This is a genomic window from Phycisphaeraceae bacterium (genome assembly GCA_020851465.1).
In the GTDB taxonomy this organism is placed as follows: domain Bacteria; phylum Planctomycetota; class Phycisphaerae; order Phycisphaerales; family Phycisphaeraceae; genus JADZCR01.
Map to the genome: position 1 here is coordinate 180,916 of JADZCR010000002.1, position 23,384 is coordinate 204,299.

General features: G+C 59.1%; 17 protein-coding genes. 5 read left to right on the forward strand and 12 right to left on the reverse strand.

Annotated elements, in window-relative coordinates; genetic code table 11:
• Window positions 1-29: 29 nt before the first annotated feature.
• The 5 genes from IT444_02895 to IT444_02915 form a co-directional block, all read right to left on the reverse strand.
• Window positions 30-911: a thiazole synthase gene (locus IT444_02895; protein ID MCC7191706.1), complete on the reverse strand. Its 882-nt coding sequence runs from the start codon at window positions 909-911 to the stop codon at window positions 30-32.
• A gap of 102 nt (window positions 912-1,013) precedes the next feature.
• Window positions 1,014-1,214, reverse strand: coding sequence for a sulfur carrier protein ThiS (gene thiS, locus IT444_02900; GenBank protein MCC7191707.1), 201 nt, complete (start codon window positions 1,212-1,214; stop codon window positions 1,014-1,016).
• Between the two features lie 113 nt (window positions 1,215-1,327).
• Window positions 1,328-4,570, reverse strand: a complete 3,243-nt coding sequence (locus tag IT444_02905; protein ID MCC7191708.1) for an LPS-assembly protein LptD — start codon at window positions 4,568-4,570, stop codon at window positions 1,328-1,330.
• 131 nt (window positions 4,571-4,701) lie between these two features.
• Window positions 4,702-5,403 (reverse strand): methyltransferase domain-containing protein, encoded by a 702-nt coding sequence (locus tag IT444_02910; GenBank protein MCC7191709.1) that lies wholly within the window; start codon window positions 5,401-5,403, stop codon window positions 4,702-4,704.
• Window positions 5,400-5,990, reverse strand: a complete 591-nt coding sequence (locus IT444_02915) for a hypothetical protein (GenBank protein MCC7191710.1) — start codon at window positions 5,988-5,990, stop codon at window positions 5,400-5,402. The genes IT444_02910 and IT444_02915 overlap by 4 nt, the downstream gene beginning before the upstream one ends.
• 63 nt (window positions 5,991-6,053) lie before the next feature.
• On the opposite strand from IT444_02915, the gene IT444_02920 reads away from it, so the two are divergent.
• Together IT444_02920 and IT444_02925 are read left to right on the forward strand one after the other, a co-directional pair.
• The gene (locus tag IT444_02920; GenBank protein ID MCC7191711.1) at window positions 6,054-7,445 is read left to right on the forward strand and encodes a trypsin-like peptidase domain-containing protein; all 1,392 of its coding nucleotides are present in this window, start codon (window positions 6,054-6,056) and stop codon (window positions 7,443-7,445) included.
• 118 nt (window positions 7,446-7,563) lie between these two features.
• Window positions 7,564-9,570: a hypothetical protein gene (locus IT444_02925; GenBank protein ID MCC7191712.1), complete on the forward strand. Its 2,007-nt coding sequence runs from the start codon at window positions 7,564-7,566 to the stop codon at window positions 9,568-9,570.
• A gap of 84 nt (window positions 9,571-9,654) precedes the next feature.
• Here the strand turns inward: IT444_02925 and metG are convergent, their stop codons facing one another.
• Window positions 9,655-10,011 (reverse strand): methionine--tRNA ligase subunit beta, encoded by a 357-nt coding sequence (gene metG / locus IT444_02930; protein MCC7191713.1) that lies wholly within the window; start codon window positions 10,009-10,011, stop codon window positions 9,655-9,657.
• Between the two features lie 191 nt (window positions 10,012-10,202).
• Here metG and IT444_02935 point away from each other — a divergent pair, with 191 nt between their 5' ends.
• Entirely contained in the window at window positions 10,203-13,964 is a 3,762-nt protein-coding gene (locus IT444_02935) for a hypothetical protein (GenBank protein MCC7191714.1), read from the forward strand.
• 42 nt (window positions 13,965-14,006) lie between these two features.
• On the opposite strand, the gene bioD is transcribed toward IT444_02935, so the two are convergent.
• From bioD to IT444_02965, 6 genes are all read right to left on the reverse strand, one after another.
• Entirely contained in the window at window positions 14,007-14,807 is an 801-nt protein-coding gene (bioD, locus tag IT444_02940) for a dethiobiotin synthase (GenBank protein ID MCC7191715.1), read from the reverse strand.
• Between the two features lie 37 nt (window positions 14,808-14,844).
• On the reverse strand, window positions 14,845-16,254 hold the full coding sequence (mgtE, locus tag IT444_02945) for a magnesium transporter (protein ID MCC7191716.1): 1,410 nt from the start codon (window positions 16,252-16,254) through the stop codon (window positions 14,845-14,847).
• Window positions 16,255-16,373: 119 nt separating this feature from the next.
• Window positions 16,374-17,702 (reverse strand): pyruvate dehydrogenase complex dihydrolipoamide acetyltransferase, encoded by a 1,329-nt coding sequence (locus tag IT444_02950; GenBank protein ID MCC7191717.1) that lies wholly within the window; start codon window positions 17,700-17,702, stop codon window positions 16,374-16,376.
• A 163-nt stretch (window positions 17,703-17,865) separates the two neighbouring features.
• Window positions 17,866-18,912, reverse strand: coding sequence for an alpha-ketoacid dehydrogenase subunit beta (locus tag IT444_02955; GenBank protein MCC7191718.1), 1,047 nt, complete (start codon window positions 18,910-18,912; stop codon window positions 17,866-17,868).
• A gap of 40 nt (window positions 18,913-18,952) precedes the next feature.
• The gene (pdhA, locus tag IT444_02960; protein ID MCC7191719.1) at window positions 18,953-20,068 is read right to left on the reverse strand and encodes a pyruvate dehydrogenase (acetyl-transferring) E1 component subunit alpha; all 1,116 of its coding nucleotides are present in this window, start codon (window positions 20,066-20,068) and stop codon (window positions 18,953-18,955) included.
• 217 nt (window positions 20,069-20,285) lie between these two features.
• Window positions 20,286-20,483, reverse strand: coding sequence for a hypothetical protein (locus IT444_02965; protein MCC7191720.1), 198 nt, complete (start codon window positions 20,481-20,483; stop codon window positions 20,286-20,288).
• A 69-nt stretch (window positions 20,484-20,552) separates the two neighbouring features.
• Here IT444_02965 and speA point away from each other — a divergent pair, with 69 nt between their 5' ends.
• The gene (speA, locus tag IT444_02970; GenBank protein ID MCC7191721.1) at window positions 20,553-22,598 is read left to right on the forward strand and encodes a biosynthetic arginine decarboxylase; all 2,046 of its coding nucleotides are present in this window, start codon (window positions 20,553-20,555) and stop codon (window positions 22,596-22,598) included.
• Between the two features lie 13 nt (window positions 22,599-22,611).
• Window positions 22,612-23,337 carry a class I SAM-dependent methyltransferase gene (locus IT444_02975; GenBank protein ID MCC7191722.1) on the forward strand — a complete coding sequence of 242 codons (726 nt, stop codon included), beginning with the start codon at window positions 22,612-22,614 and terminating at the stop codon, window positions 23,335-23,337.
• Window positions 23,338-23,384: the final 47 nt, after the last annotated feature.

The window sequence follows — 23,384 nt, forward strand, 5'->3', positions numbered from 1 at the left end:
AGGCAAGCCTTCCCTGCTTGCTCTGTGCTTTACTCTCCCGGTATGTAGGAGATCACGCCGGACCACGGGCTGCTCGCCGTTGCGTAGAGCTTTTTATCAATACGACCTGACAGATACGCCAGGCGACCTGCTTCGGTGCCCATGCGCATCGCGTGAGCCATGCGAACGGGATCTTTGGCGTGGGCGATGCCGGTGTTGAGCAGCACACCGTCGGCTCCAAGCTCCATGGCAATCGCCACGTCGCTGGCGGTGCCGACGCCTGCATCGACAATCACCGGGTAATTCGCATCGCCTCGTCCGCCGGACAGTTCCTTGCCCTTGAGCAATTCAAGGATGAGACGGATGTTGTTCGGATTGAGCACCCCCTGCCCTGAACCGATCGGCGAACCGGCGGGCATCACGCTGGCTGCCCCCGCATCACGAATGCGCTGCGCCATGATCGGATCATCACTCGTGTAGCACAGGACCTGAAATCCATCGGCGACCAGTTCGCGGCAGGCTTCGAGCGTGCCGACAGGATCAGGCAGCAGCGTTTTCTTGTCGCCGAGGACTTCGAGTTTCACCCAATCCTTGCCTGCATTGCCGAGTTGATCAAGCAGTTCACGCCCCAGACGGGCGACACGTACCGCATCTTCCGCGGTAAAGCAGCCGGCTGTGTTCGGCAGGATCGTGTATCGCTTGAGGTCGATGAACGAAAGCAGGCTTTCACCTTTTTCGTTGTACAGCCGTTCACGGCGAACAGCTACGGTGATGACCTCGGCACCGCTGGCGTCGAGTGCCTGCTGCATGGTCGAGTAGTCACGGTACTTGCCCGTGCCGACGATGAGCCGTGAACGGAAAGTCCGGCCGGCCAGAACCAGCGGTGCGTCAAGAGAAGCCGATGCCTGTGATGTTTGGATGGAAGCGGTCATAGATCACTCATTATGGCGTAAATACACGAATAAGTCGGGCTGCATGCAGCGTCCGCATCGATGGTGATGCGATGTCGCATGCCCAACCACGCTCAGGAGCCTCTAACCGCCGCCAACAAGCGTTACCAGTTCCACCACATCGCCTGTCGCGAGACGTGTCGTCTCATGCAGCCGGCGGGGAACGAGTTTTTTGTTCACTTCCACCGCGACCGCGCGATCGCCGAGCTTGAGTTGATCAATCAACTCGCGCACGGTCTGTCCCTCGCGGGCATCGGTGGTTTCACCGTTGACGGTCAGTCGCATGGGGGAATTATAGGAGCACTGCCCGCTCCGAGAGTGTCCGCAGGTCTGATTGTGTATCCGTTCGCTCGATGCGAGGAAATGAAGGGGCACCGATTCGGACAGGCGGTAAAGGCTTAATCCGTATTTCTAAATGCGCTGAATGGGTCGATCAACCGCGCAGCCGTCACGCCATGCGGAATCAGCACAACGCCAATGGTCTGATCGTCGTCCACCTGATCGAACTGCGCGATGACGATCAGCTCCCAGCGCGGCAGGCGGCGATTGATCGAAATATCCAGGCTCCGTGCCTGATGGGTGGCGACATCAACCGTCTGGCGCAAGCTCACCGTGTACTTGCGCGTCAACTGGTAGGTAAAGCCGAAACTCAGCAACCTGCTGTCGAGAACTTCCGTATCGGTGTAATCGATAAAGGTCGCGAGGTACGGCGTGTGCTGCATATTCACCCCCAGACGCCACTGGGCGGTTTTGCCGTCTTCGAGGTCTTGAATGATCTCGCCCACCACGGCGAGCGTGTCGCTGACCTGCCACATCGCGTCGGCGTGGAAGTGATCCCCGCCGAGACTGTATTCGGGTCGGTAATCAATGAAGCGACCGATCGGGCTGGACGTATCGCCGTCATCACCACGGAAGAAAAAGTCGGTGTTGACTACGAGCCAGTCCACGCTGCGCCAACGACCGGGGCCGCCCCGCTGCGTCTGCAGGGTATTGGTCGCACCGACGCTGACGCCGGCTCCATCCGTGATGCCCTCGATGTCGGGATCATAAATGGGCAGATCACCCATCTCGATCGTACTGCCGGAGTAAAACAGATTCGCGTGCGGCTCGATGATGTGCCTCAAACGATGAAGATCGAAGATTGCGACATCGACATCATCGTAAGTCCTGCTCAACTCGGTCGAGAGTTTTACGCCGACACTTCCCCAGCCGCGAATACGATCATCTTCACCCGACATCTTCTCAAAATCGTCGTCGTAACCGGTGAACCGGCCAGCGATGTAAGGCGTCACGTCGAAGATGCCCATCGTCAGCGGCATGTCGATCTCATGCCGTGAATCGAGTCGCAGTCGGTAATCGCTGGGTGTTCCCGGGGTCAGCATCGCCGAGAACTCCGACGTATCCGGGATGCCAAAGAGCGCAAGACTTTGAGCAGGCGTAAATCCGCGCTCCGCGGGCGTATCCTCGCCTGCACGGATGCGTACTCGGCTGGCGCGTGTTTCCGTGTAATAGGTCAGTCGGTCGTCCCACAGGCTCGTCGCCACCCGGTAGTAGCCAAGCTCCGGAGCCTTATCCACCGAGTAACCGGGGGACTGAAGCTGCGTCGTCTGAGTCTGAAAATCCTGAAGGTCGTACTTGGCCAGGAAGGTGAACGCCCAGTCGTTTTCCTGCTTTTTGATATAGACCGAAGTTTCGTAAGGCTTGGCTTCGTCCGCTTCGCCGCGGAAAAATTCTTCCAGGAAAGTCGGGTCGGAGACGTAAGCCGCCTCAAGCGAAAGTTCCCAGGTCTCCGCGAGCATCTGACGGTGCTGCCAGTGGGCAAAGCCGCGTGTCTCATGATCGAAGGAAACGTCCTTGCGATTTCCGATTTTATCCTCGCTGTCATCGAGACCCACGAGATAGCCATTAAACTCGCCGAACATCTCCGGGCGGTCGTATTCCAGATGCGCTCCCAGTGCAGGGCCGTGCTCGCCGAGGTAGTCGATGTTGGCGGTCAGATCAACACCCGGCGGACGTTCGCGGCCCATCAGGCCAAAGACATCCCACGTCGTCTTGATAATGGGGCCGTTGCTGTTGCTGTATGTACCTTCGGCCTTGCGCAGCGGAATGTCATTGGCGTTGCCGGACATTTTCGGCAGCCAGAAGATGGGCTGCTTTCCGACTCGCGTGGTTACATCCTTGGCTGTGAACTTCGTCTCGACCGTGCCGTCGCCGTTAGGCTCTTGCTTCACGACGATCTGCTTGGCGGCGATTGAAAAGTGAGGCACGGCAAACTCGCTGGTCGTGACCGCCGCCTGCTGCGCCGTCCAGAGATTGGCCGCCTCCTGCCGCATCTTTTCCGCGCGGACGTAAATCGGAATGTTGCGCCGCGGATCCCACGTAAAGAGCACCGCGTCAAGAATGACCGCCTTGTTGCGGCTCAAGTCGTAGTAAACGCGCGGAGCACGAACCGTGTAAAGGTCGTAAGTCGCGATCACGTTGTCTTCGAGATAGATGCCGTGAACATCGCCTGCGTTGAGCTTGCCGCCGGCGTTCATCGCCAGCTTGTCCTTCGAGAGGAAAATGACCGCCCGTTCTGCGGTAAGCGATGCGCCGGGTTTGCCCTGATAATTCTGATAAAGCACGCGCACGTGTCCCAGCAGCACGATGGTGCTTTCGCCATTCTTCCCCGGCTCGACGACCATCTGGTCGAAGTTGAAGCTCACCATGCCCTCCGCAGGCAGGATGGCTGATGATTCCTTTGTCGGCAACGACACAGGAATGCCGCCTGCCGCCGCGGTCTGCCCCCCGCCAGCTTGGGCCGCCGATGGTCCGGTGCCGCTAGCTGTCGGCTGAGTCGTCGCGCCGGCCGTTGGCGTCTGTCCTGAGCCGGCCTGCGCTATTGCGGTTGACTCACCGCCTTTACGGTGTTTCGCCTTCGCTGCCAGCGCCTCCTCGGATCGAGCGCGGATGTCCTCTGCGATCTGCGCCCGTCGCTCATCTCGAATCGCAATCATCTCCGGAGTCATCACCGGCCCATGATCGGGCACATCACGGACAGGCTGGGAAATCGCAGCGAGGTAGTCATCAATGCGTCGCTGTGCGTCAACGACAAAAGGATCGGATGCAGCTGACTTCTGCTCGAGCAGATTGGTGATCAGATCGATCTTGCCGATCGTCGAGGCGGTGACCAGCAGACGCGGGGCCTCGGCCTGTACGGGGCCGCGACCGCGCAGAGGTTTGACGTTATCCAGATAAAGCGAGAGGTGGCGAATCTTTCGCCCCGGAGCCACCTCGGTGTCAATGCGAACAACCGCGCGATCAGCACGGAAGCCGTAAGTCCCCATGGTGAATCTGATGTCACCCTCGACGAGTACCAGTCGGGAATTGCCGACGCTCCAGGAGACGGCTTTATTGCCTTTGATCTCAGCGTCGTTGTCGAGAACAGGATCAGCCAACGGCAGCGCGTGCCGGGCGACGGGTTCGGTTGACGTGCCGCTGCTTTGTGCGAAGGAAAAACTCGGAGCGATCAGACTCGCTGCACCGATCACGCAGGCCGAGGCCAGCAGGAGTGCCGTGGTTGGTCTTCCGGCGTGCCGCGTACTGCGATCGGCGATCACCCAGGGCGCGCCGCCCGGTCTTTGCTGCGTTCCATTCGTCAAGCGATGGTCCGGTCCGAGGTTAGGCCGCGATTATAGAGGACACACACAGCGCAGCAAACCAGACGACATCAACCACTCAAGCGGTTCAAAAGCGGGAGATGATAGCTGCGCTGACAGGCAGGCAACCATGCTCACTGACCTTCGATTGCCAGGCGTTGTGTGGGGATGATCTGCGGCGGATTCGTCGCGACAGGCGGCGGTGCTGCGCCGGCACCGGGATGTTTGAGCACAACGATCTGCCAGAGGTCCACCAGCCGCATCTTGAAACGGTACTCGACGTGCAGGTCGTTGCCGCGCAGGACTTCCTCAAGTGAAAGGTCGCTGCGCCACCCTACGTGGACAAACATCGGATTGAATACATGCTCGAACCACGCGAAGAAATGATTGGTGGATTGGAAGTGGTTGAGCAGGACGATACGGCCGTTTGGCTTCACCAGCTTTTCCGCCCAACTGATCAATTTATTCGGATCGCTGACCACACTGATGGTGTGACTGATCATGATGTGGTCGAAACTGCGCTCGGCAAAGGGCGGGAGCATCGCATCGCAGCGCACCAGACGGCAGTGGTCGAGTCCCAGCTCGGCACATTTATTCGCGGCCTTGGCGAGCATTCCCGCGGAGAGATCCATACCCACGACGGTTACGTTCCGAGGGTAGTGATCGAGGGTCATGCCGGTACCGACGCCGATATCGAGTACGCGGTCGCCCGGACGCAGGTGAAGCTGCTGCAAAGCTCTGATCTGCCTTCGGTGGACGAGTGCACCGAAGGTGTGGTTATAAAATTTGGACCAGACGTCGTAGGTCTTTTTCGTTTTTGCCTCGACCATTTTCATGGTTGTTTCACCGAAGATGGTGTAGAGAGCAGCTCACGGGTACGGGATAATACATCATCCACGCGGGGATCCGTCACGAATTCAGAGGCAAGATTGCCTGCCTGATCATAAATGAGGATAGCGGGCACGACCAAATCGTTCCACTGGCGCGCGATTCCGGCAATGGCCCGGAATCGGGCGTCGGTGTCAGGAATGAGCATAAAAGCATCTTTCCGGGCATGGTGGTCCTGGAGAAACTTCAATGCTGCTCCCTCGGTATCGGGATCGTCGAGCGTGACGGAGACTAACCGAACATCTTTTCCCAAAGCTCCCAGCCGGTCATGCAGCGGGCCGAACATTTCCACACAAGGGACGCACCAGGTGGCCCAGAAATCAAGCACCAGAACTTGTTTCTCAGCCTTGGCCTCGGCGATAAGCCGACGCAGACCGTCGAGGTCGATCCGGTCCAGCTTTTCACCGTTTGGCTGGGTGGTGACGGCTGCGGTTGGCGCCTTCGCTGGTGGTGCGGCCTGCTCACCGCATCCCGCCAGAGCGGTGACTAGAATCGTCAGTAACGCGAATCGTCCTGTTATCTTTGAGTTTCTCACAGCCACTCTCGTAGATGCCCCGTCGCTTCGCTGCGATGTTAACGGCCCCGGAGTCCTGCTTCCATGATGCGATACCTGAAAAATCCGCTTTTTCCGCTGATCTTGCTCCTGCCGGCGGTGGGACTGGCCGCACCTGTCACGGAATCCGCCAAACCTCTCTCTATCGACCCCATGCAGCTTCGTCGTACAGCCGTGGTCGATGTCTTTCAGAATTGCAAGGACGCGGTGGTCAATATCTCCTCCACCCAGGTCATCAAAGTGCAGACCTCCGGCATCGATTCGCTGCTGGATGACTTTTTCGATTTGCCCGGCGAGCGGCCACCCGCCGGTGTCCGCGAGGTCAAGCGGACCAGCGTCGGCAGCGGATTCGTGCTCCACCCCGCCGGATACGTAGTGACCAACGCCCACGTCGTGGCGCGTACCGCTGAGCGGAAGGTTATTTTTTCCGATGGGAAGGAGTTCGATGCCCAGCTTGTCGCCATCGACACCCAACGCGATCTGGCAGTCCTGAAAATCTCCGCAGGTAACGCGCTGCACACGCTCAAAATGGGTCGCAGCTCCGATCTGATGGTCGGCGAAACCGTCATCGCCATCGGTAATCCGCTGGGCTATCAGAACACCGTCACCGCAGGCGTCATCAGTGCGCTGGACCGCAGCATCCGGGTCAGCGACACCATCAGCTTTGACGGTCTCATCCAGACCGACGCGAGCATCAATCCCGGGAACTCCGGCGGGCCTCTGCTCAACGTCCTGGGTGAGCTTATCGGCGTCAATACCGCCATCCGAGGTGATGCCCAGAACATCGGATTTGCCATTCCCGTCGATCATCTGCGCGATCTGCTGCCCGATCTGCTCGATGTCGAACGGCGATATCGCATCACCACTGGAATGATCTTGAATCACGATGGCCCTGCCAGGGTCGTCTCAATTCAACAGGGTTCCCCTGCCGAAAACGCGGGACTCGAACTCAACGATATCGTTGTGAAAGTCAACAGCGACGAAGTCACCAGTGACCTCGATTTTCAGATCGCGTTGATCGAACACAAGGCTGGGGACAAGATCGCGGTAACTCTCGAACGCGGAGGAAAGCTGGTGACCACGACGCTGGTCCTCGGTGCCCGCGCCAGGCCGGACGGTCAGCGGCTGCTACATGAGATATTCGGCATCTCCGCTGAGAACGTCAACGAAAAAACCGCGAGGGCACTGGGACTCCGGAATGTCGAAGGCATCATCATCACGTTCATCGAGGAACGCAGCGCAGGCGATGTCATCGGTCTGAAGCGCGGCGACATCATCGACCAGTTAGGCGGTTACCGGATCGCTACGCTCGACGACGCCGGCCAAGTGCTGGAAAAGGCCAAGCTCGCGACACCGATGTCGATCAGCGTGCTCCGTGCCAAAGGGAGAACCATTTTCCGGTTGCAGGGGACCATCCCCGCCACCGAGCCGAAGTAACTCCGACGGTTTCTTCCGACTAAATTTCACAGCGGGTCGGTTTGGTCAGGGGTAATCCGACTCGTCCGGCAGCGGTAGGGAATCACCTGATGTGCCGCCTGCCGCTATACTCCGCCTTATGTTCAAGTTCTTCCGCAAATATCAAACATGGCTCCTGGCGGTCGGCGGCTCGCTGCTGATGGTTGTTTTCCTCATGGAAGGCGTGCTTGGCAGGGTTGGTAACCGCGACCCTTCCGCTGAAATCGTCGGCAGGATCAACGGCGACAAGCTCCGCGTTGCGGAGCTTCGTGACGCCCAGGGGCAGATCGATCTGATCAACCGTCTCGCACCGGTCCTCGGCCAGATGTCCGCCCAGCACGATCTCCAATGGGCCTTGATGCTCCGCGAAGCGAACCAAATGGGGCTTTCCGCCAGCGAACATGAAATCTCACAGGTCATGGGCGCGCTGGGGCTGGACAATGAATCGCTCAAAAAAGTCGCGCGTGAGCTGAAGGTGTCACCCGCTGCTATTCAGCGCACGCTCGGTAACTGGATCATCATCCAGAACTATCACGAGCTGGTGCTCGGCCTGGCACACGTCTCGCTGCCGGAGAAATTCGCCCGCATCCAGCAGGCGCAACAACTGCTCAGTTTTGCGCGGCAGCTCCAGTCGATGCCGGAACAGTCGGCCCGGATCACCCACGCGGCGATGCTGGCGTTCGGCGCAACCAGCGGAGACCCCCGTCTAAGCTCAACCCTGCTGACGAACTTCGTCCAGAGCCAGAGCGCGGAAGTCAAGATCACCGGGGTCCGTATTTCTGCTGATCGTTACATGGCTGATGTCAAAGTTGATGACAAGGATGTGACCGAGCTTTTTGAACGATACAAGGACAACCTGCCGGGCGAGGGTGAGCGTTATGGGTTTGGCTATCGCCGTCCGGACCGTGTGAAGATTGAATACCTGTCGTTGCCGTTCCGTAAGCTGCTCGACAAGGTCGACGTCGGCGAAGACGAAGTGCTCAGCTACTACGACGCCAACCGCAAGGACTACCACGGCCAGAGCGAGACTCAGCCGGCACCGCCGGACCCGACCCCTGAAGTCCGACGGTCGATCGTGAATGAACTCAAGCATCGCAAAGCCCGTGATCTGGGCGGCCGGGTGATCACCGAGGCACAGACCCAGCTCAATCGTGCTGCGAACAGCTACACAATCGGCGTGCAGGGTTATTACGAGCTTCCCAAGGATTTCAAACCCACGCCGATAACCGAAGTCGCTAGCCTGATCGAGAAAAAGTTTGGTGTGCAGCCCGATGTCGTCCAGAACGATAAAGCCTTCATCGATGCAGGCGGGCTTCGCACGCTCCGTGATATCTCGCAGAGTCTTCTCATCCTGCCCGGCAACGTCGGCGCCCCCTTTGCCGATTACGTGCTGAGTGCCAGGGAGTTGTCGCCCAAAGCCAACAATCCTCTCATCGGCCGGAGACTGCAGGTCGGTATCGCCAGCCAGCCGCTGACCACTCAGAGTCTGGATGAGCCGTCGCAATTCATGTTTCGCCTGATTGCAGCCGAGCCGTCACATACGCCTGCGTCGCTGGCGGAGGTGCGTGAGGAAGTTGAGCGTGATGCAAAACAGCTCAAGGCTTTCGAGAAACTGGTCAACTCCGGCCAGGACTGGGTTGACCGTTTCATCAAGGAAGGCCCCGAAATACTGGCGAAAGAAGTGCAGTCTCTGGTGATCGCGCCGCCGCCGTTCCCGCGACGTGAGTTCGACATGCAGAGTCTCGACGTGCCGAACGTCGAGGGCGTCGGTCGAAGCGAAGCGTTCGTCAATCGCATCTTTGACCTGGCGTCCTCGCTCAACGATGCGGGCGGCGTGGACAAGGCGACCCTCGCCAGCCGCGTCACGTCGATCCCCGTGGACCGACAACTAAGCCTTTACGTGGTCCGTCTGGACAGCTTCACACCCATCACGCGCACACAATACGAACAAAATGCGACGCGCGGAATCGCAGCGATTCATCAATGGGTGATGAGTGAGGCGAAGGATGACCCCTTCAGCGTCGAAAGTATTTCCAAACGGATCGGTTACGTGGCGGAGCACCCGGAAACCGCCAAGACCCAGCCGACTGAAGGCGCTGCGGAGTAAGGACGATCTCGCTGACAGGTGGTGGTGACGACTTTCCACCGCCTGACGCGGTAAACAGGCAGCGTCTGCATTGTCCCGATGTCGTTACGACACGGTTGAACCCGGCGGAACCTCCTTCGACGGCGTCAGCACGACCACATCACGAATTTCGTCGCCGTCCCTGGCACTGGCCGCCAGGAGCATGCCGTTGGAGACTTCACCGCGCATCGCACGAGGGGCGAGATTGGCGACCACGATGATCTGTTTTCCCACGAGCACGGATGGATCGGCGTAAAACTGTCGGATACCTGCGCAGATTTGCCGCGTTTCATGGCCAAGGTTGACCTGAAGTTTGAGCAGGCGGTCGGCGTTGGGGTGCGGTTCGGCAGCAACCACCGTCGCCACCCGCAGGTCGATCTTCGCAAAGTCCTCGATGGTGATCGTGGGTTTAATATCCATCATGATGATGCCTCGTCGGGTTGGAGGAACTCCGCAAGGATAACTCATCATTCGCTTTGACGCATGATGCGGATGCGATGGATCACATTTCGCGCAGCCCCGTCTAGAATGGTTACGGAAACGGATGGCTGTCTCGGCTGTGGTACACACCGGCGGGCAGTCATCGGAGATTGCCTGTCCGCCCAGAGGATTCCTTGTCGCGACTGAGGCACATCACCGGGAAGTTTGGACGCCGCCGACGTCTCCGTCGCGGCGTGCTGCTGTCCATTCTTCTGCTGCTGGTCTGCTTTCTGGGATTGATTTTCTACGTCAGCAGGCCCAAGCGGCTCGCGGGACTGGCGAGCATGTTGCTGACGGAGATGACCGGTGCCAACGTGACGATCCAATCCGCGCGGATCGGCATCGACGGAAGCATCCGACTGCGTGATGTCGAGCTGCGGGTGCCGGGTGACAACGTGGACGCCGACCGACTCTTCACTGCGGGCCGTGTCCACATACGTCAGGACGTACTAAGCCTGCTCGGCGGTCGCTTCAAACCCACGAGCATGGTGCTCTATCAGCCAACGCTCTACGTCACGGAAGACCCCGTGGCGGGCACGTTCAATTACCAACGTCTGCGGAAAATCGAAAAGCCTCCTTCGGAAAAAAAGATCAAGGAGCTACCCGACGTGGTGGTACGCGAAGGTGTGCTGGCCTTCGGTGAGGTCGAGGCCGGCCACTATCTCGAGCTGGGTCGCATCCAGGCCAGCGGAAATCTCGTCGGGCAGACCGGCAGCACGAACATCTACTCCTTCGTGCTGCGACAGGAACAGACGACCGACCAACTCGCAGCCGGCAACGGCACGCAGGCGCAGCCGGTGCTCAGCGGCAAACTCGATCTGGAAAAGCGCACCGTGTCGGGTGAGCTGCGTGGTTTTGCCTTCGAGGGGTCACAGCGCAACGTCCTGCCGCGGCGTTTCCGTGAATGGTGGGACCGACTCGAACCGACCGGCGACTGGCCGACCGTGAGCTTTGGTTTTGATCCCGATCCGACCATCGGTCTGCACGCCATCCTCGAAGTCAAGAATGCGTCCATCCAGATTCCCAAGGAATACCTTGACGCCCGCATGACGGAGGTTTCGGGAAAGTTCACCATCGCCAAAAACACGATCAACGTATCCCAGCTCAGAGGAAACATTGCCGGCCTCAACTACATCGTCAATGGAAAGATCGAAGGCTTCGATAAATCTTCACCCTTCAATCTCAATGTCAAAGTGGATGCCTTCGACGTGCCTGCTGATCCCGACTTCTGGCGCAAACGCTCCGCGAAAATCGCCAAGATTTTCGACCGCTTCCCCGGCACGGGAAAAATCAGCGGCTACCTCAACCTCGAACGAGACACCGCTGACGGAGAATTGAAAAAGGACGGCTTGATCCAGATCCGCAATGCGAAGGGTTATTACTCCAAGTTCCGCTACATGCTCCAGAATGTCTCGGGTGACATCCGTCTGCATAACGACCGCATCGAAGTGGTGAACGTCTCTGGCGTGGGGCTGCACGGCGGACAGATCATGATTACCGGCCAGATCGCGCCGGTGGCGGAGAACGCCGCGGTTGACCTGACCGTAACCGCCGTCGGCCTGCCTGTGGATGACCTGCTCCGCGAGGCCCTCAATGACAAGCAGCGGACAGCTCTGGATATGTTCCTCGACGCGCAGCATTACCAGCGGCTGCGCACGATCGGCATTTTGCAGAGCACAAAGGATAAAGAGTCACGACGGGACGAACTCGACTCCCTCCGCGCGCAAAAACGCGACCTCGAAGGCAAAGTCGGCACGAGCGATCAGGTCTCCCTGGTCACCAAAAAGATCGAAGAACTCAAGACGGTGCTTGAGCAGCCGGTCTTCGACCTTGCGGGGAAAATCAACCTCACGGTGCAGATCACCCGTCCGCTGGGACGCGGAAAAAAATTCCGCAGCAAGATCATCGCGGAGACCGACGAGTTCAACATTCTTTTCAAGTACTGGCCTTATCCCTTGCGGCTCGTCGGCGGAAAGCTGACGATCAACATGCCCGAAGTCATCGCGGAAAAGATCGAGGCTCAGGGCCTGACCGGTGGGAAAGGCCAACTCGACGGTACGGTCCAATTTGAAGGCGGCGTCAATCCAAAACTCACCGTCAGCGGTTCCGCCCTGCCGGTGGATGAAGTGCTGCTCGCGTCCATCCCGCAGCCGCAGGATCGCTGGGTTCGTGATTTTCACCTCAATGGCGCGATAGACGCCAATGGGTCGGTCTTCAAGGAAGCAGACGGCCAGATTGATTTCAACATGGGGTTACAGATCACCGACGGAACCGCCCGCCCATTCAACGGCCGGTACCAGATCGATGATCTCAAAGCCCGGATCGCGCTGGAACGACGCAAGGCCACCATCGAATCACTCACGGGTAAGCACAACCAATCCAATCTTTCGCTGGCGGGGGTTGCGGAGTGGCTGGAGGGAGCTGCGAATGTTGCCGTTAACGTGAAACTCGACGATGTCCGGCTCTCGGACCCGGTGCTTGATCTGATTCCACCCGAAGAAGCGGCCTCCAGGCGACTCCGCGCGCTCTTCGACACTTACAAACCCGACGGCACGCTTGATGCCGAACTGGATTACAAAACCAACGGCCGCAAGGAGTCGGAATTTTCACTGACGATGAAGCCCGAATCTCTCGCCTTCGACCTGCGCGGCCAGCGGGTGCAGCTCACCGACATCACCGGCGAAGCGACGGCGTATCGCAACGGCGTGCGGTTGAAGGACTGGAGCGCAACTTTCGACAAGGGACGTTTCAAAGCATCAGGGGAAATGAACTTTGGAGAAAAGCCCGAAGTCGATCTGAGCTTCGACGCGACGAACAAGAGCTTCGGTCCGGCGATCCGATCCGTCATCCCGCCCAGCGTCACTAAAGTGATCGATGCCCTGAAACTCAACGGCGGATACGAGATCAAGGACGCTCACCTGATCTACCGCCCCGCCGCCACGGATAAGGACCTAGTCGATTTCAAAGGAAAACTGAAACTCATCGACGCAACAGCCACCGTTGGCGTGGCGATCACCGACCTCCAGGGTGAGCTTGATATCGCTGCAACGCTCGCGCCCAACGCCCAGTGGCCGCGACTGGACTTAACGCTCGATGCGCCGCAACTCAAAGCGGTCGATCGACAGATTGCGCCGTTGACGCTGCATCTGGTATCCACCCGGGATCCGGCGGTGATCGAAATCAAGGAACTCAAGGGCGAACTCTACGGCGGCGCGATCTGGGGCACAGGCTCCGTCGATATGAGCCGTGGCGGTCATTACAGCCTGAGCATGAGCATGCACGATGCACTGCTCGACGGCGTGGTGCATCCGCAGAATCATCCGCTGGATAAGCCGGATACGACGACCCAACCCGATGGAGAACGGGTGCCGACCGGCAAAATCGCCGCAAGTCTGACGATCGAAGGCACGCCGGGGAACCCCACAGACCGGCGCGGTCGAGGAAATATCGACATCCGTGATGCGAAACTCTACGAGCTGCCTATGGCACTGGGAATGCTGCAATTACTTAATTTCAGCCTGCCCACCTCCAGATCGTTCGACCGCGCATCGGTGAGTTATCTGATCTACGGCGATACGGTTCGGTTCGACGCCATCGCCATCGAAGCCCCGTCGATCCGTATCGTCGGCACCGGTGAAATGGAATACGAAAGCCTCAAGCTCAATCTGAATCTTGCCAGCCGAAATCCCAGAGCACTCAACGATCCGCTGACTTCCATCATGTCGGGAATCAAGGATGAACTCGTCAGCATCCACGTCGGCGGCACACTGACCAAACCTAAAACACAGGTCCAGAGCTTCACGAAGGTCAAAGGAACATGGAAGGAAATTTTCGGCGGTAAGTCGTCATCGAAATCTTTCGACTCCTCGATGACAACGACTTCCGCGGAAAGGTAGCTCCGCACCAACGAGGCGATGCCCGTCTTGTTCTCTGACTACTCAGCGGCCCGCGTCAAGCGGTTGGGACGGCCTCATCACGTCGGTCCAGTAGGTCAGGGCTACGGCATCAATGATGGCTTCAGGCAGAAGCCCGCGATGCGGCACTACACTCGACGATGGCTGTACCGGCACGGTCGCCAGAATAGGCACGCGACTCATCTTCTGCAGCCAGGGACGATTGGTGGACATCGCCAGATCGCGCGTCGGCGTGCCTGCGGATGAGTCGGCATCAAAGCCGTTGATCACGATCCCTGCTATTTCGCAGCCTGACTGACGCAGGGCATCGAGTGTCAGGGCGGTGTGATTGAGCGTGCCGAGAGTAGCACGGGTCACGACGACGACAGGGAAACCCACTGCGCGGATCAGGTCGAGCACAGTGTGATGCGGGTTTGTGCCGTCAATGGGGACCTTCACACCGCCAACGCCTTCGATGAGAAGGACATCGTTTGCATCATCGAGGACAGCCAGACAACGGGCGATGTTGTCGAAATCGACCGGTTCACCGGTAACTTCCGCTGCGACAGCGGGCGCGACGGCGGGCAGATAACGCACGGGATTAATCACATCGAGCGGCGCAGCGGTCTGCGCAAAGTGCGCCAGAGCTTCGGCGTCCTCGCTGACAAGACCTTCCCGGTCGCGGCGGCATCCGGTCGCCAGCGGCTTGCATACGCCGACACGGACCGCTGCTTGTCGTCTCAGGGCTGCGGCGATGGCGCAGGTGATGACCGTCTTTCCGACGCCGGTATCGGTCGCGGTGATGAAAAGGCCGGGCTTGGTGAGACGGAGCGGGCGGGAAAACATCGAGCGCATGATAGCGGCAAAGCGGAGGTCGCCGGCGTTACTTGAGTACGGTTCCCTTGAGCATGATCGCGGCGACGGTGAAATAAATAATCAGTCCGGTCACGTCCACGAGTGTCGCCACCATCGGCGCCGAGACGACCGCTGGATCGAGTTTCATGACGCGCAGCAGAAACGGCAGCATGCTGCCCATGAGTGACCCCCAGAGCACGACGCCGATCAATGCTGTACCCACCGCCAGGGCGACGAGGTGGTAATGGTCGCCGTAGTTCGCCCAGCCGAACCAGTCCCAGATATTGATGCGGAAAAAGCCGATCATGCCGAGGAAGACGCCCAGCAGCGCGCCGCAGGCGATTTCGCGGACGAGCACGCGCCACCAGTCGCGCAGACGGATTTCGCCGACAGCCATAGCGCGGACGATGAGGGTGGAGGCCTGTGAACCGCTGTTGCCGCCGCTGGAAATAATCAGCGGAACAAACAACGCCAGCACTACCGCCGACGCGATTTCATGTTCGTAGTACGACATCGCCGACGCCGTGAGCATCTCACCCAGGAATAGTGCTCCGAGCCAGATGCCGCGCTTGCGCACCAGCTTGAACACCGGCATGGTGATGTACGGCTCATCAAGGGCTTCAACGGCAGCCATCTTCTGAATGTCTTCGGTGGTCTCGGCCTGTTCGACGTCGGCCACGTCGTCAAAGGTCACGATACCCACGAGCACTTCGTCACGGTCCACCACCGGCAGTGCGGGATGATCGTAGCGCCGCATGATTTCGACGGCCTTCTCCCGGTCATCCTGTGCGTGCAGCGTGACGAACTGCTCGTTCATCAAAGTCCTGATCGACGAGGACGGATCAATCAGCAGAATCTGCCGCAGACGTATTTCGTCGATGAGCCGGCCCTGATCGTCCACGACGTATAGACGGCTAAGCGTCTCGGCATCGCGGCCGTTTTTTCGGATGTGATCGAGTACCTGCTGCACGGTCCAGTCAGGCCGGATCGCTACGTAATCGGGCGTCATCAGACGTCCGACACTGTCAGGCGGATATCCCAGGATGACCTGCGTCTGACGCCGCTCTTCGGGCTTCATCAGCGCGAGCAGCTTGGCTGCGACCTGGCCGGGCATTTCATCAAAGAGCATGGCGCGGTCGTCGGGAGCCATTGCGTCAAAGAGGCCGGCGAGTTGTTCGTTGTTCAGCTCGCTGAGCAGTTGCTCCTGCGCTTCGGGCGGGAGGTAAGTGAAAACAACAGCAGCGCGGTCGCGTGGCAGGAGACGAAACGCGACAGGACGCTGACCCGGTGCCAGGGCCATCAGCACGTCGGATATTTCGGGGTCCATCAGGTCCAGCAGCAACGAGCGCACTTCAAAGGTCTGGCGCTGGTCAATCAGCTCGCCGATGTCGGGCGCGAGCAGGCTGCCGACGAGTTGGGTGTTCTCGGATTCGGGCATGGGAGGGTCAAGTTGTACGTCTGCGCTGTCAACCAGACAAGCGAGGCACTTTTACGCCATCGAGTTCGGGGGATCGCACCGCCCGGACTTTCACGCATGAAAAGAGGTCGAGATCGCGGCTAGACGAGCAAGGCCGCAGGATTTTCCATCAGTCCTTTGAGCGTCTGCAGGTATTCCGCCGCCATCGCGCCGTCGATCACGCGGTGGTCGGCACTGAGTGTCAGCGTCATCTCGGTGCCGATGGCAAGCTGGTCACCCTGCGGGGTGGACTTGACGACCGGACGCTTCACCGCCGCACCGACGGCGAGGATCGCGGCCTGCGGCGGGTTGATGATCGCCTCGAAGTGATCCACTCCGAGCATTCCCAGATTTGAAATCGTGAACGTACCGTCGGACATTTCCTCAACGGTCAGCCCCTTGGTGCGTGCCTTTTCCGCGAGCGTCCGAGTTTCGCTGCTGATGCTGCGCAGTCCCTTGCTCTGCACATCGCGCAGCGTCGGCACCACGAGACCGCCGCCCTTCTCCTGCGGCAGAGCGACGGCGACGCCGATGTTGATCGAGCCGTGCTGCTGGATGCCCTGCTCGGACCATGAGGCGTTAATCAACGGGTGACGCAGCAACGCCAGCGCACAGCCGCGTACCACGAAGTCGTTGACCGAGAGCTTGATCTGCTGGCTTTCGAGCTGCTGGTTGAGCGTGGTCCGCAGAGCCAGCAGAGCATCCATGCCGACGGTGACGGTGACGGTAAAATGCGGGATGGTAGCCTTGGATTCCACCAGCCGTCGGGCAATCGTCTTGCGCATGTTCGAGACGGCAATGGTTTTCGATTCGAGCTTGCCGACGATCAGCGGCGCGGGAACGGTTGACGCTGCCGCCTGCGGTTTGGTGACGGGGACTGGCGAAGCGGTGTTCGCTGCGAGTACGTCGCGCTTGATGATTCGCCCCTCCGGGCCGCTGCCGGCGATGTGCGTCAGATCGACTCCGCGTTCCTCCGCGATTTTTCGCGCCAGCGGGCTGACACGCAGCCGGCCGCCATCCGTCGCCGTCACTGCGACACCAGCACCGCCCCCGCTGGATGAACTCCCTGATGCCGTATCAGCGGCAGACGCCGCCGTCTTACCCGCTTTTGTTTGATCGGCTTTATCCGAAGGTTTACCGGCTGCGCGATCGCCCGCGCCGCCTGCTTTGGCTGCTTCCTCCACGCTCTCGCCCGGCGATGCAAGCACGAGAATCAGTTTGCCCACCGGAGTTGCCTGACCTTCGGCGACGGCGAGCCGCGCCACCGTCCCGTCGTCGTAGGACTGAAGCTCCATGGTGGCTTTGTCGGTCTCGACATCAGCGAGATTGTCGCCGGCCTTGACCTTGTCGCCGACCTTGACTTTCCATTTAACGAGCGTGCCTTCCTCCATGGTGTCGGAGAGGCGCGGCATGGTGACCTGAATGGGCATTCGCAAGACTCCTGCGGGCGAGGCGAAAATTACACCGCCTATGTTACGCAACCTCCGTCGTCTTCGCCCCCTTGCGGGTACGGATTTTCGACGGCTGGACCCTTAACCGAAATTGGTCGGGAAACGCGATCGACCACGGCGAGTAACGGCCGGCGGCCTGATCTTACGCGGCATAGGTGACCGCACGGACAGCTTCGACGATCTTCCCCGCGTGCGGCAGCATCGCCTGTTCAAGATTTTTCGCGTAGGGTGCGGGTACGTCGTCGTTGGTTACGCGGATGATCTTGTTATCCAGGTCGTCCATCGCCCGTTCGTACACCTGCATGGCGATCTCGCTGGCCACACTGGCAAACGGCCAGCTCTGGTCCACCACCACGAGGTAGCTCGTCTTCTTCACGCTGCGGACGATCGAGTCGATATCGAGAGGCCGAACGGTGCGCGGATCAATCACCTCGCAACTGATGCCCTCTTTTTCCAGTTCTTCCGCTGCCTTGAGCGCGAAATGTACCGGACGCCCCAGCGCAACGATGGTGCAGTCCGTTCCTTCCTTCTTCACGTCCGCCTGACCGAAAGGAATGAGGAACTCGGAGTCATTTTCCGGCGGTGCCCATCGGCCGCCGCCCAGATAGGGTGAAAAATCATGATCGCCTTTGGCACCCCAGCCGAGCATGCGTTCCGATTCCAGAAAGAACACCGGATCATCGTCACGGATCGCCGTCTTGAGCAGTCCTTTGGCGTCACGAGGCGTCGAAGGGATCGCCATCTTCAGGCCGGGCACCGAGGAAAACATGGATTCGACCGCCCATGAGTGGGTCGAGCCAAGCTGACCACCGGCACCGTTGTTACCACGGAAGACGATCGGAACCTTGAACTGCCCGCCGGACATGTAAAGCATCTTCGGGGCGTTGTTGATGATCTGATCGGCAGCGACGAGGCAGAACGACCAAGACATGAACTCGATGACTGGTCGCAGGCCGTACATCGCGGCCCCGATACCCAGGCCTGCAAATCCCGTCTCGCTGATGGGCGAATCGACGATGCGTCGCGGCCCGAACTTTTCCAGCAGCCCCTGACTGACTTTGTAGGCACCGTTGTATTCCGCGACCTCCTCACCCATGAGAAAGACACGATCATCGCGCTCCATCTCTTCACTGAGGGCTTCACGAAGCGCGTCACGGTATTGGAGTTCTCGCATATCAGTGCAACTCATCAACCCCAGGAAAACCTCGTTTCGACACACTTGTCGAATGTCACCCGTTCTCCCTCTGCCTCAGCATCTCCGGCAGGTCTCCCGTCATATACGGCGGGAATGGATTCGCATACACGTCCGTGTACAGCTCGCCCTCCGGAGTCTCAGGACTTTCGTTGGCGAACTTCACCGCATCGAGTGAGATCTGTTTGACTTCGACATCGATCTTGTCCGCCTCTTCCTGTGTGATCTGATGGGTTTCGATCATCAGGTTGGCGAGCTTGTTGATCGGGTCCTGCTGCTCGTGGGCGGCCACTTCGTCTTTGGTCCGGTACTTCTGCGGGTCGCTCATCGAGTGACCCTTGTACCGGTAGGTCTTGCAGTTGACGAAAGCCGGCCCGCCTCCCGAATTATTTTCAAATCCCAGCGCCCGCGAGGTGCTGCCGCGGATGTCATCCGCCAGCCGCTTGAAGGTGTCGTAGGTATCGAGCACGTCCATGCCGTCGCACTCGGCGTAGGTTATGCCGTAGGCATGTGCCTTGACGGAAAGATCGTCGGCCATGCTGGTGCCGCGAGCGATGTGCGTGCCCATGGAGTACATGTTGTTTTCGCAGACGAAGATGATGGGCAGGCGCCAGATCGCAGCCAGATTCATTGATTCATGGAGCGCGCCCTGATTGAGTGCCCCATCGCCGAAGTAGCAGACGACGACGCCGTCTTTTTTTTCGTATTGCAGCGCGAACGCCAGCCCGACGCCCAGCGGTGCCTGACCGCCGACGATCGCATGTCCGCCGTACATATGGTGCGGCTTGTCGAACATGTGCATCGACCCGCCTTTGCCTTTGACGCATCCGGTGATCCTGCCGTACATCTCAGCCATGCAGTAGCGCGGGGCCATGCCGCGAGCCAATGCGTGACCATGATCGCGGTAGGCGGTGATGATCGGGTCATCCGGGCGCAGCGCGGCGATCGAGCCGACAGCCGTCGCCTCCTGGCCGATGTAGATGTGACAGAAGCCGCCGATTTTCGTCTGGGTATAGCTCTGACTGGTGCGCTCTTCAAACCGGCGAATGAGCATCATCATCCGCAGCATCTCGCGCCGCCGCCCGGCATCCAATGCATCTGACGGGCGGGCTGTGCTTTTTTTGCCCACAATTTCACCGGTTAGTATGGTCATAGGCTTCTCACGAGTTCTTGGAGAAGTCGGGATAGCACAGCAACTTACGACCCTTCCCGCAGTTTTTACCTTGGCGTGTCGAGTCTCACCGCTGCGCATCGACCTAACTGACTGGGAAGTTTAGGGGAGGTAGTTATCGGCAGCAAGTGAACGCCGCAGTTTCACACATCATTCCTTCCCCCGCCGTCTGACCTATTCCCGCCCGCGCCGTCGTTATTCATCCGACAAACCACTGTTCAAGCTCAACTGCGACGACGTTATCGCTCTCCATCGCAATGCTCGCCGCACCGACAGGCTGCCCTCTGATGGTGCGTAACTGATGGAGCGTGACGCCCGGACCACCGGGAACCGACGCGAAGGCTGGCTTTGATACGAGGTGAAAGGTGCAGGAATTTTCTTCAATCACATATCGCATGACAAGCTATCACCGATAAGATATTCGCAATGCCCGCGCGCTCTGCGCTGGGCCGGGAGTTTCCTTTACATGACACAGACGACTGTGCCTCCGCAGGCTGCCTCCACGTCCGCTGCCCCACCCGCCGCAAACGGTCATGGCTCAACCCCCGGAAACGCCGCCGGCCCGCTCTTTTCCAACGGTCAGGGGCAGCCTGCCAACGGCAAGCCCAAATCCGCATGGACCATCCGCGACTCGACACGACTCTACGGCATCGACCGTTGGGGCCAGGGTTACTTCTCCATCAATGATGAAGGCAACATCGTCGTCACTCCGACCAAGGAATCCGACAAGGCCATTGATCTCAAAAAACTCGTCGAGGAGCTGAAGCAGCGAGACATCGGGCTGCCCATGCTCATCCGCTTCACTGACATCCTGCGCGATCGCGTCAACATGGTTCACGATGCGTTCGACAAGGCAATACGAGATCACGAATACAAAGGCGGCTACCGCTGCGTGTATCCGATCAAGGTCAATCAGCAGCGGCACGTCGTTGAGGAGATTTTTGAGTTCGGCAAGCCCTATCGCTTCGGACTCGAAGCAGGGTCAAAGCCGGAGCTATTGGCGGTGCTGGGGGTCGTGACCGACGATGACACGCCGATCATCTGCAACGGTTTCAAAGATGATGAGTTCATCGAAGCGGTGATCCTGGCGGCGAAGATCGGCAAGAACATCATCCCCGTCGTCGAAAAATTCAGCGAGCTGGAGCTGATCGCCAAGTACGCCAAGCTGCACAACGTCAAGCCGTCGATCGGGGTGCGCGTGAAACTCGCCGCCCGCGGCGCAGGACGCTGGGAGCAGTCAGGCGGCGTGCGGTCGAAGTTCGGCCTGTTCGTCAGCGAGGTCATCGAAGCGATGGCGTTTCTTCGCAAGAACGACATGGGCGACTGCCTGAGCCTCCTGCATTTCCACCTGGGCAGCCAGATCAACAACATTCACAACGTGAAGTCAGCGATCATCGAGCTTGTCCGGGTTTACACCGAGCTTCAGAAGGCCGGTGCCGGATTGCATTACATCGACATCGGCGGCGGGCTGGGTGTGGACTACGACGGCTCGAAGACCAACTTCGAATCGAGCATCAACTACACCCTCCAGGAATACGCCAACGACATCATCTTCCACGTCAAGGAAATCTGCGATCAGGTCGGCGTGGAGCATCCGACGATCATCAGCGAATCCGGCCGGGCGATGGTCGCCTATCACAGTGTGCTCGTGTTCAACATCCTCGGCTGGTCGGGCTTTGATCGCTTCACGCTTCCAGACACATTGACGAACACGGAGCGGAAAAAACTACCCAAGCCGGTGCTGAACCTCTTCGAGGCTTACCACGATCTGAACGAGTCCAACTTCAACGAGTATTACCACGATGCGCAGCTCGCGCGGGACGAGACCCTGCACCTGTTCAATCTCGGTTACTGCTCGCTGGAACATCGCGGACTGGCGGAAAAACTTTTCTTCGGCATCTGCTCAAAGGTGCTGCGGCTCATCCGTCAGATGGAGTTTGTCCCGGAGGAGTTCAGCGGCCTTGAGAGCGTGCTGAGCGACACCTACTTCTGCAACTACTCGATTTTCCAGTCCATGCCCGACTCCTGGGCGATCGACCAGCTTTTCCCGATCATGCCGATCCACAGACTTGGAGAGGAGCCGACCTGCCGAGGCATCCTTGCTGACATCACCTGCGACTCGGACGGCAAGGTGGATCGCTTCATCGACCGCCGTGATGTCAAACCCGTGCTCGAGCTTCATCCTTACACGGGAGATGATTACTACGTGGCGGCCTTCCTCGTTGGCGCGTATCAGGAAATTCTGGGAGACCTCCACAACCTGCTGGGCGACACCAACGCGGTTCACGTCCGCCTCGGCGAGGACGGGGCACCGATGATTGACGAGGTCGTCGAAGGCGATACCGTGCGCGAAGTACTGCAATACGTTCAGTTTTCAGCCGACGAATTGATGCGCTCGATGCGTAAGGGTGTGGAAAAAGCCCTGCGTGACAAGAAGCTCACGATCGACGAGTCGCGTGTGCTGCTGAAGTTTTATGAGAGCGGGCTCAAAGGCTACACCTATCTGGAATGAAAGCGTCGTCTTCATGAATGAACCCGCGGACCGTCGTTATGAATCCGGAGCCTATTGGACCGATCACCCGGAGTGGCTCGCTGAAGCATCCACCCCGAAGGTGCAGGACATGCTGCCGAGCTTTCGTGCCACACTTGAGGCGCGGGGCGGCGACTCATTTGTCATTGCGGATGTCGGCACGGGAACGGGAGCATCCATCCAGACCATCGCCCGCGAGTTGACCAGGCTTTACCCCAAAACGCAGGTCCGGGTGGTTGGCTACGAGATCGCGCCTAACGCCATCGCGGTCGGTCGTGAACGGTTCCCGGAAATGGAGTTTCGCCAGAAACACTTCGACGGCACCGACGGAACCTTCGACGCGGTGAGTTTTCTCGATGTGCTCGAACACGTCGAGGATCCCTACGGCTTGATGCGGTCAGCGGCGAAGGCTGCCCCCTTCATGGTCGTGCGTCAACCCCTCCTGGAAGGATTCAGCTCCTTCCGTCACAACGCATACATCAACCACATCAACGGTGAAGGGCACATCACCTTTTTCAACTGCCGCTCATTCGTCGCGATGGCAAACTTTTCCGGTTGGCTGCCCCTGCACACCGAACTGCTGGCCCCCTGGCAACAAGCCGGCAACAGCAGAAACCGTGGGTTATTCAAGTCGCTGCTTCACAAGATAAATCCCGAACTCGCCTCCATCATCATCAGCGGTTACTACCTCAACGGGGCTTTCCGCCGTAAAGCAACCTGAGCGACCCTCCGAAGCGTGCAACTCCCTCACGCACGGCGGACTTTTCG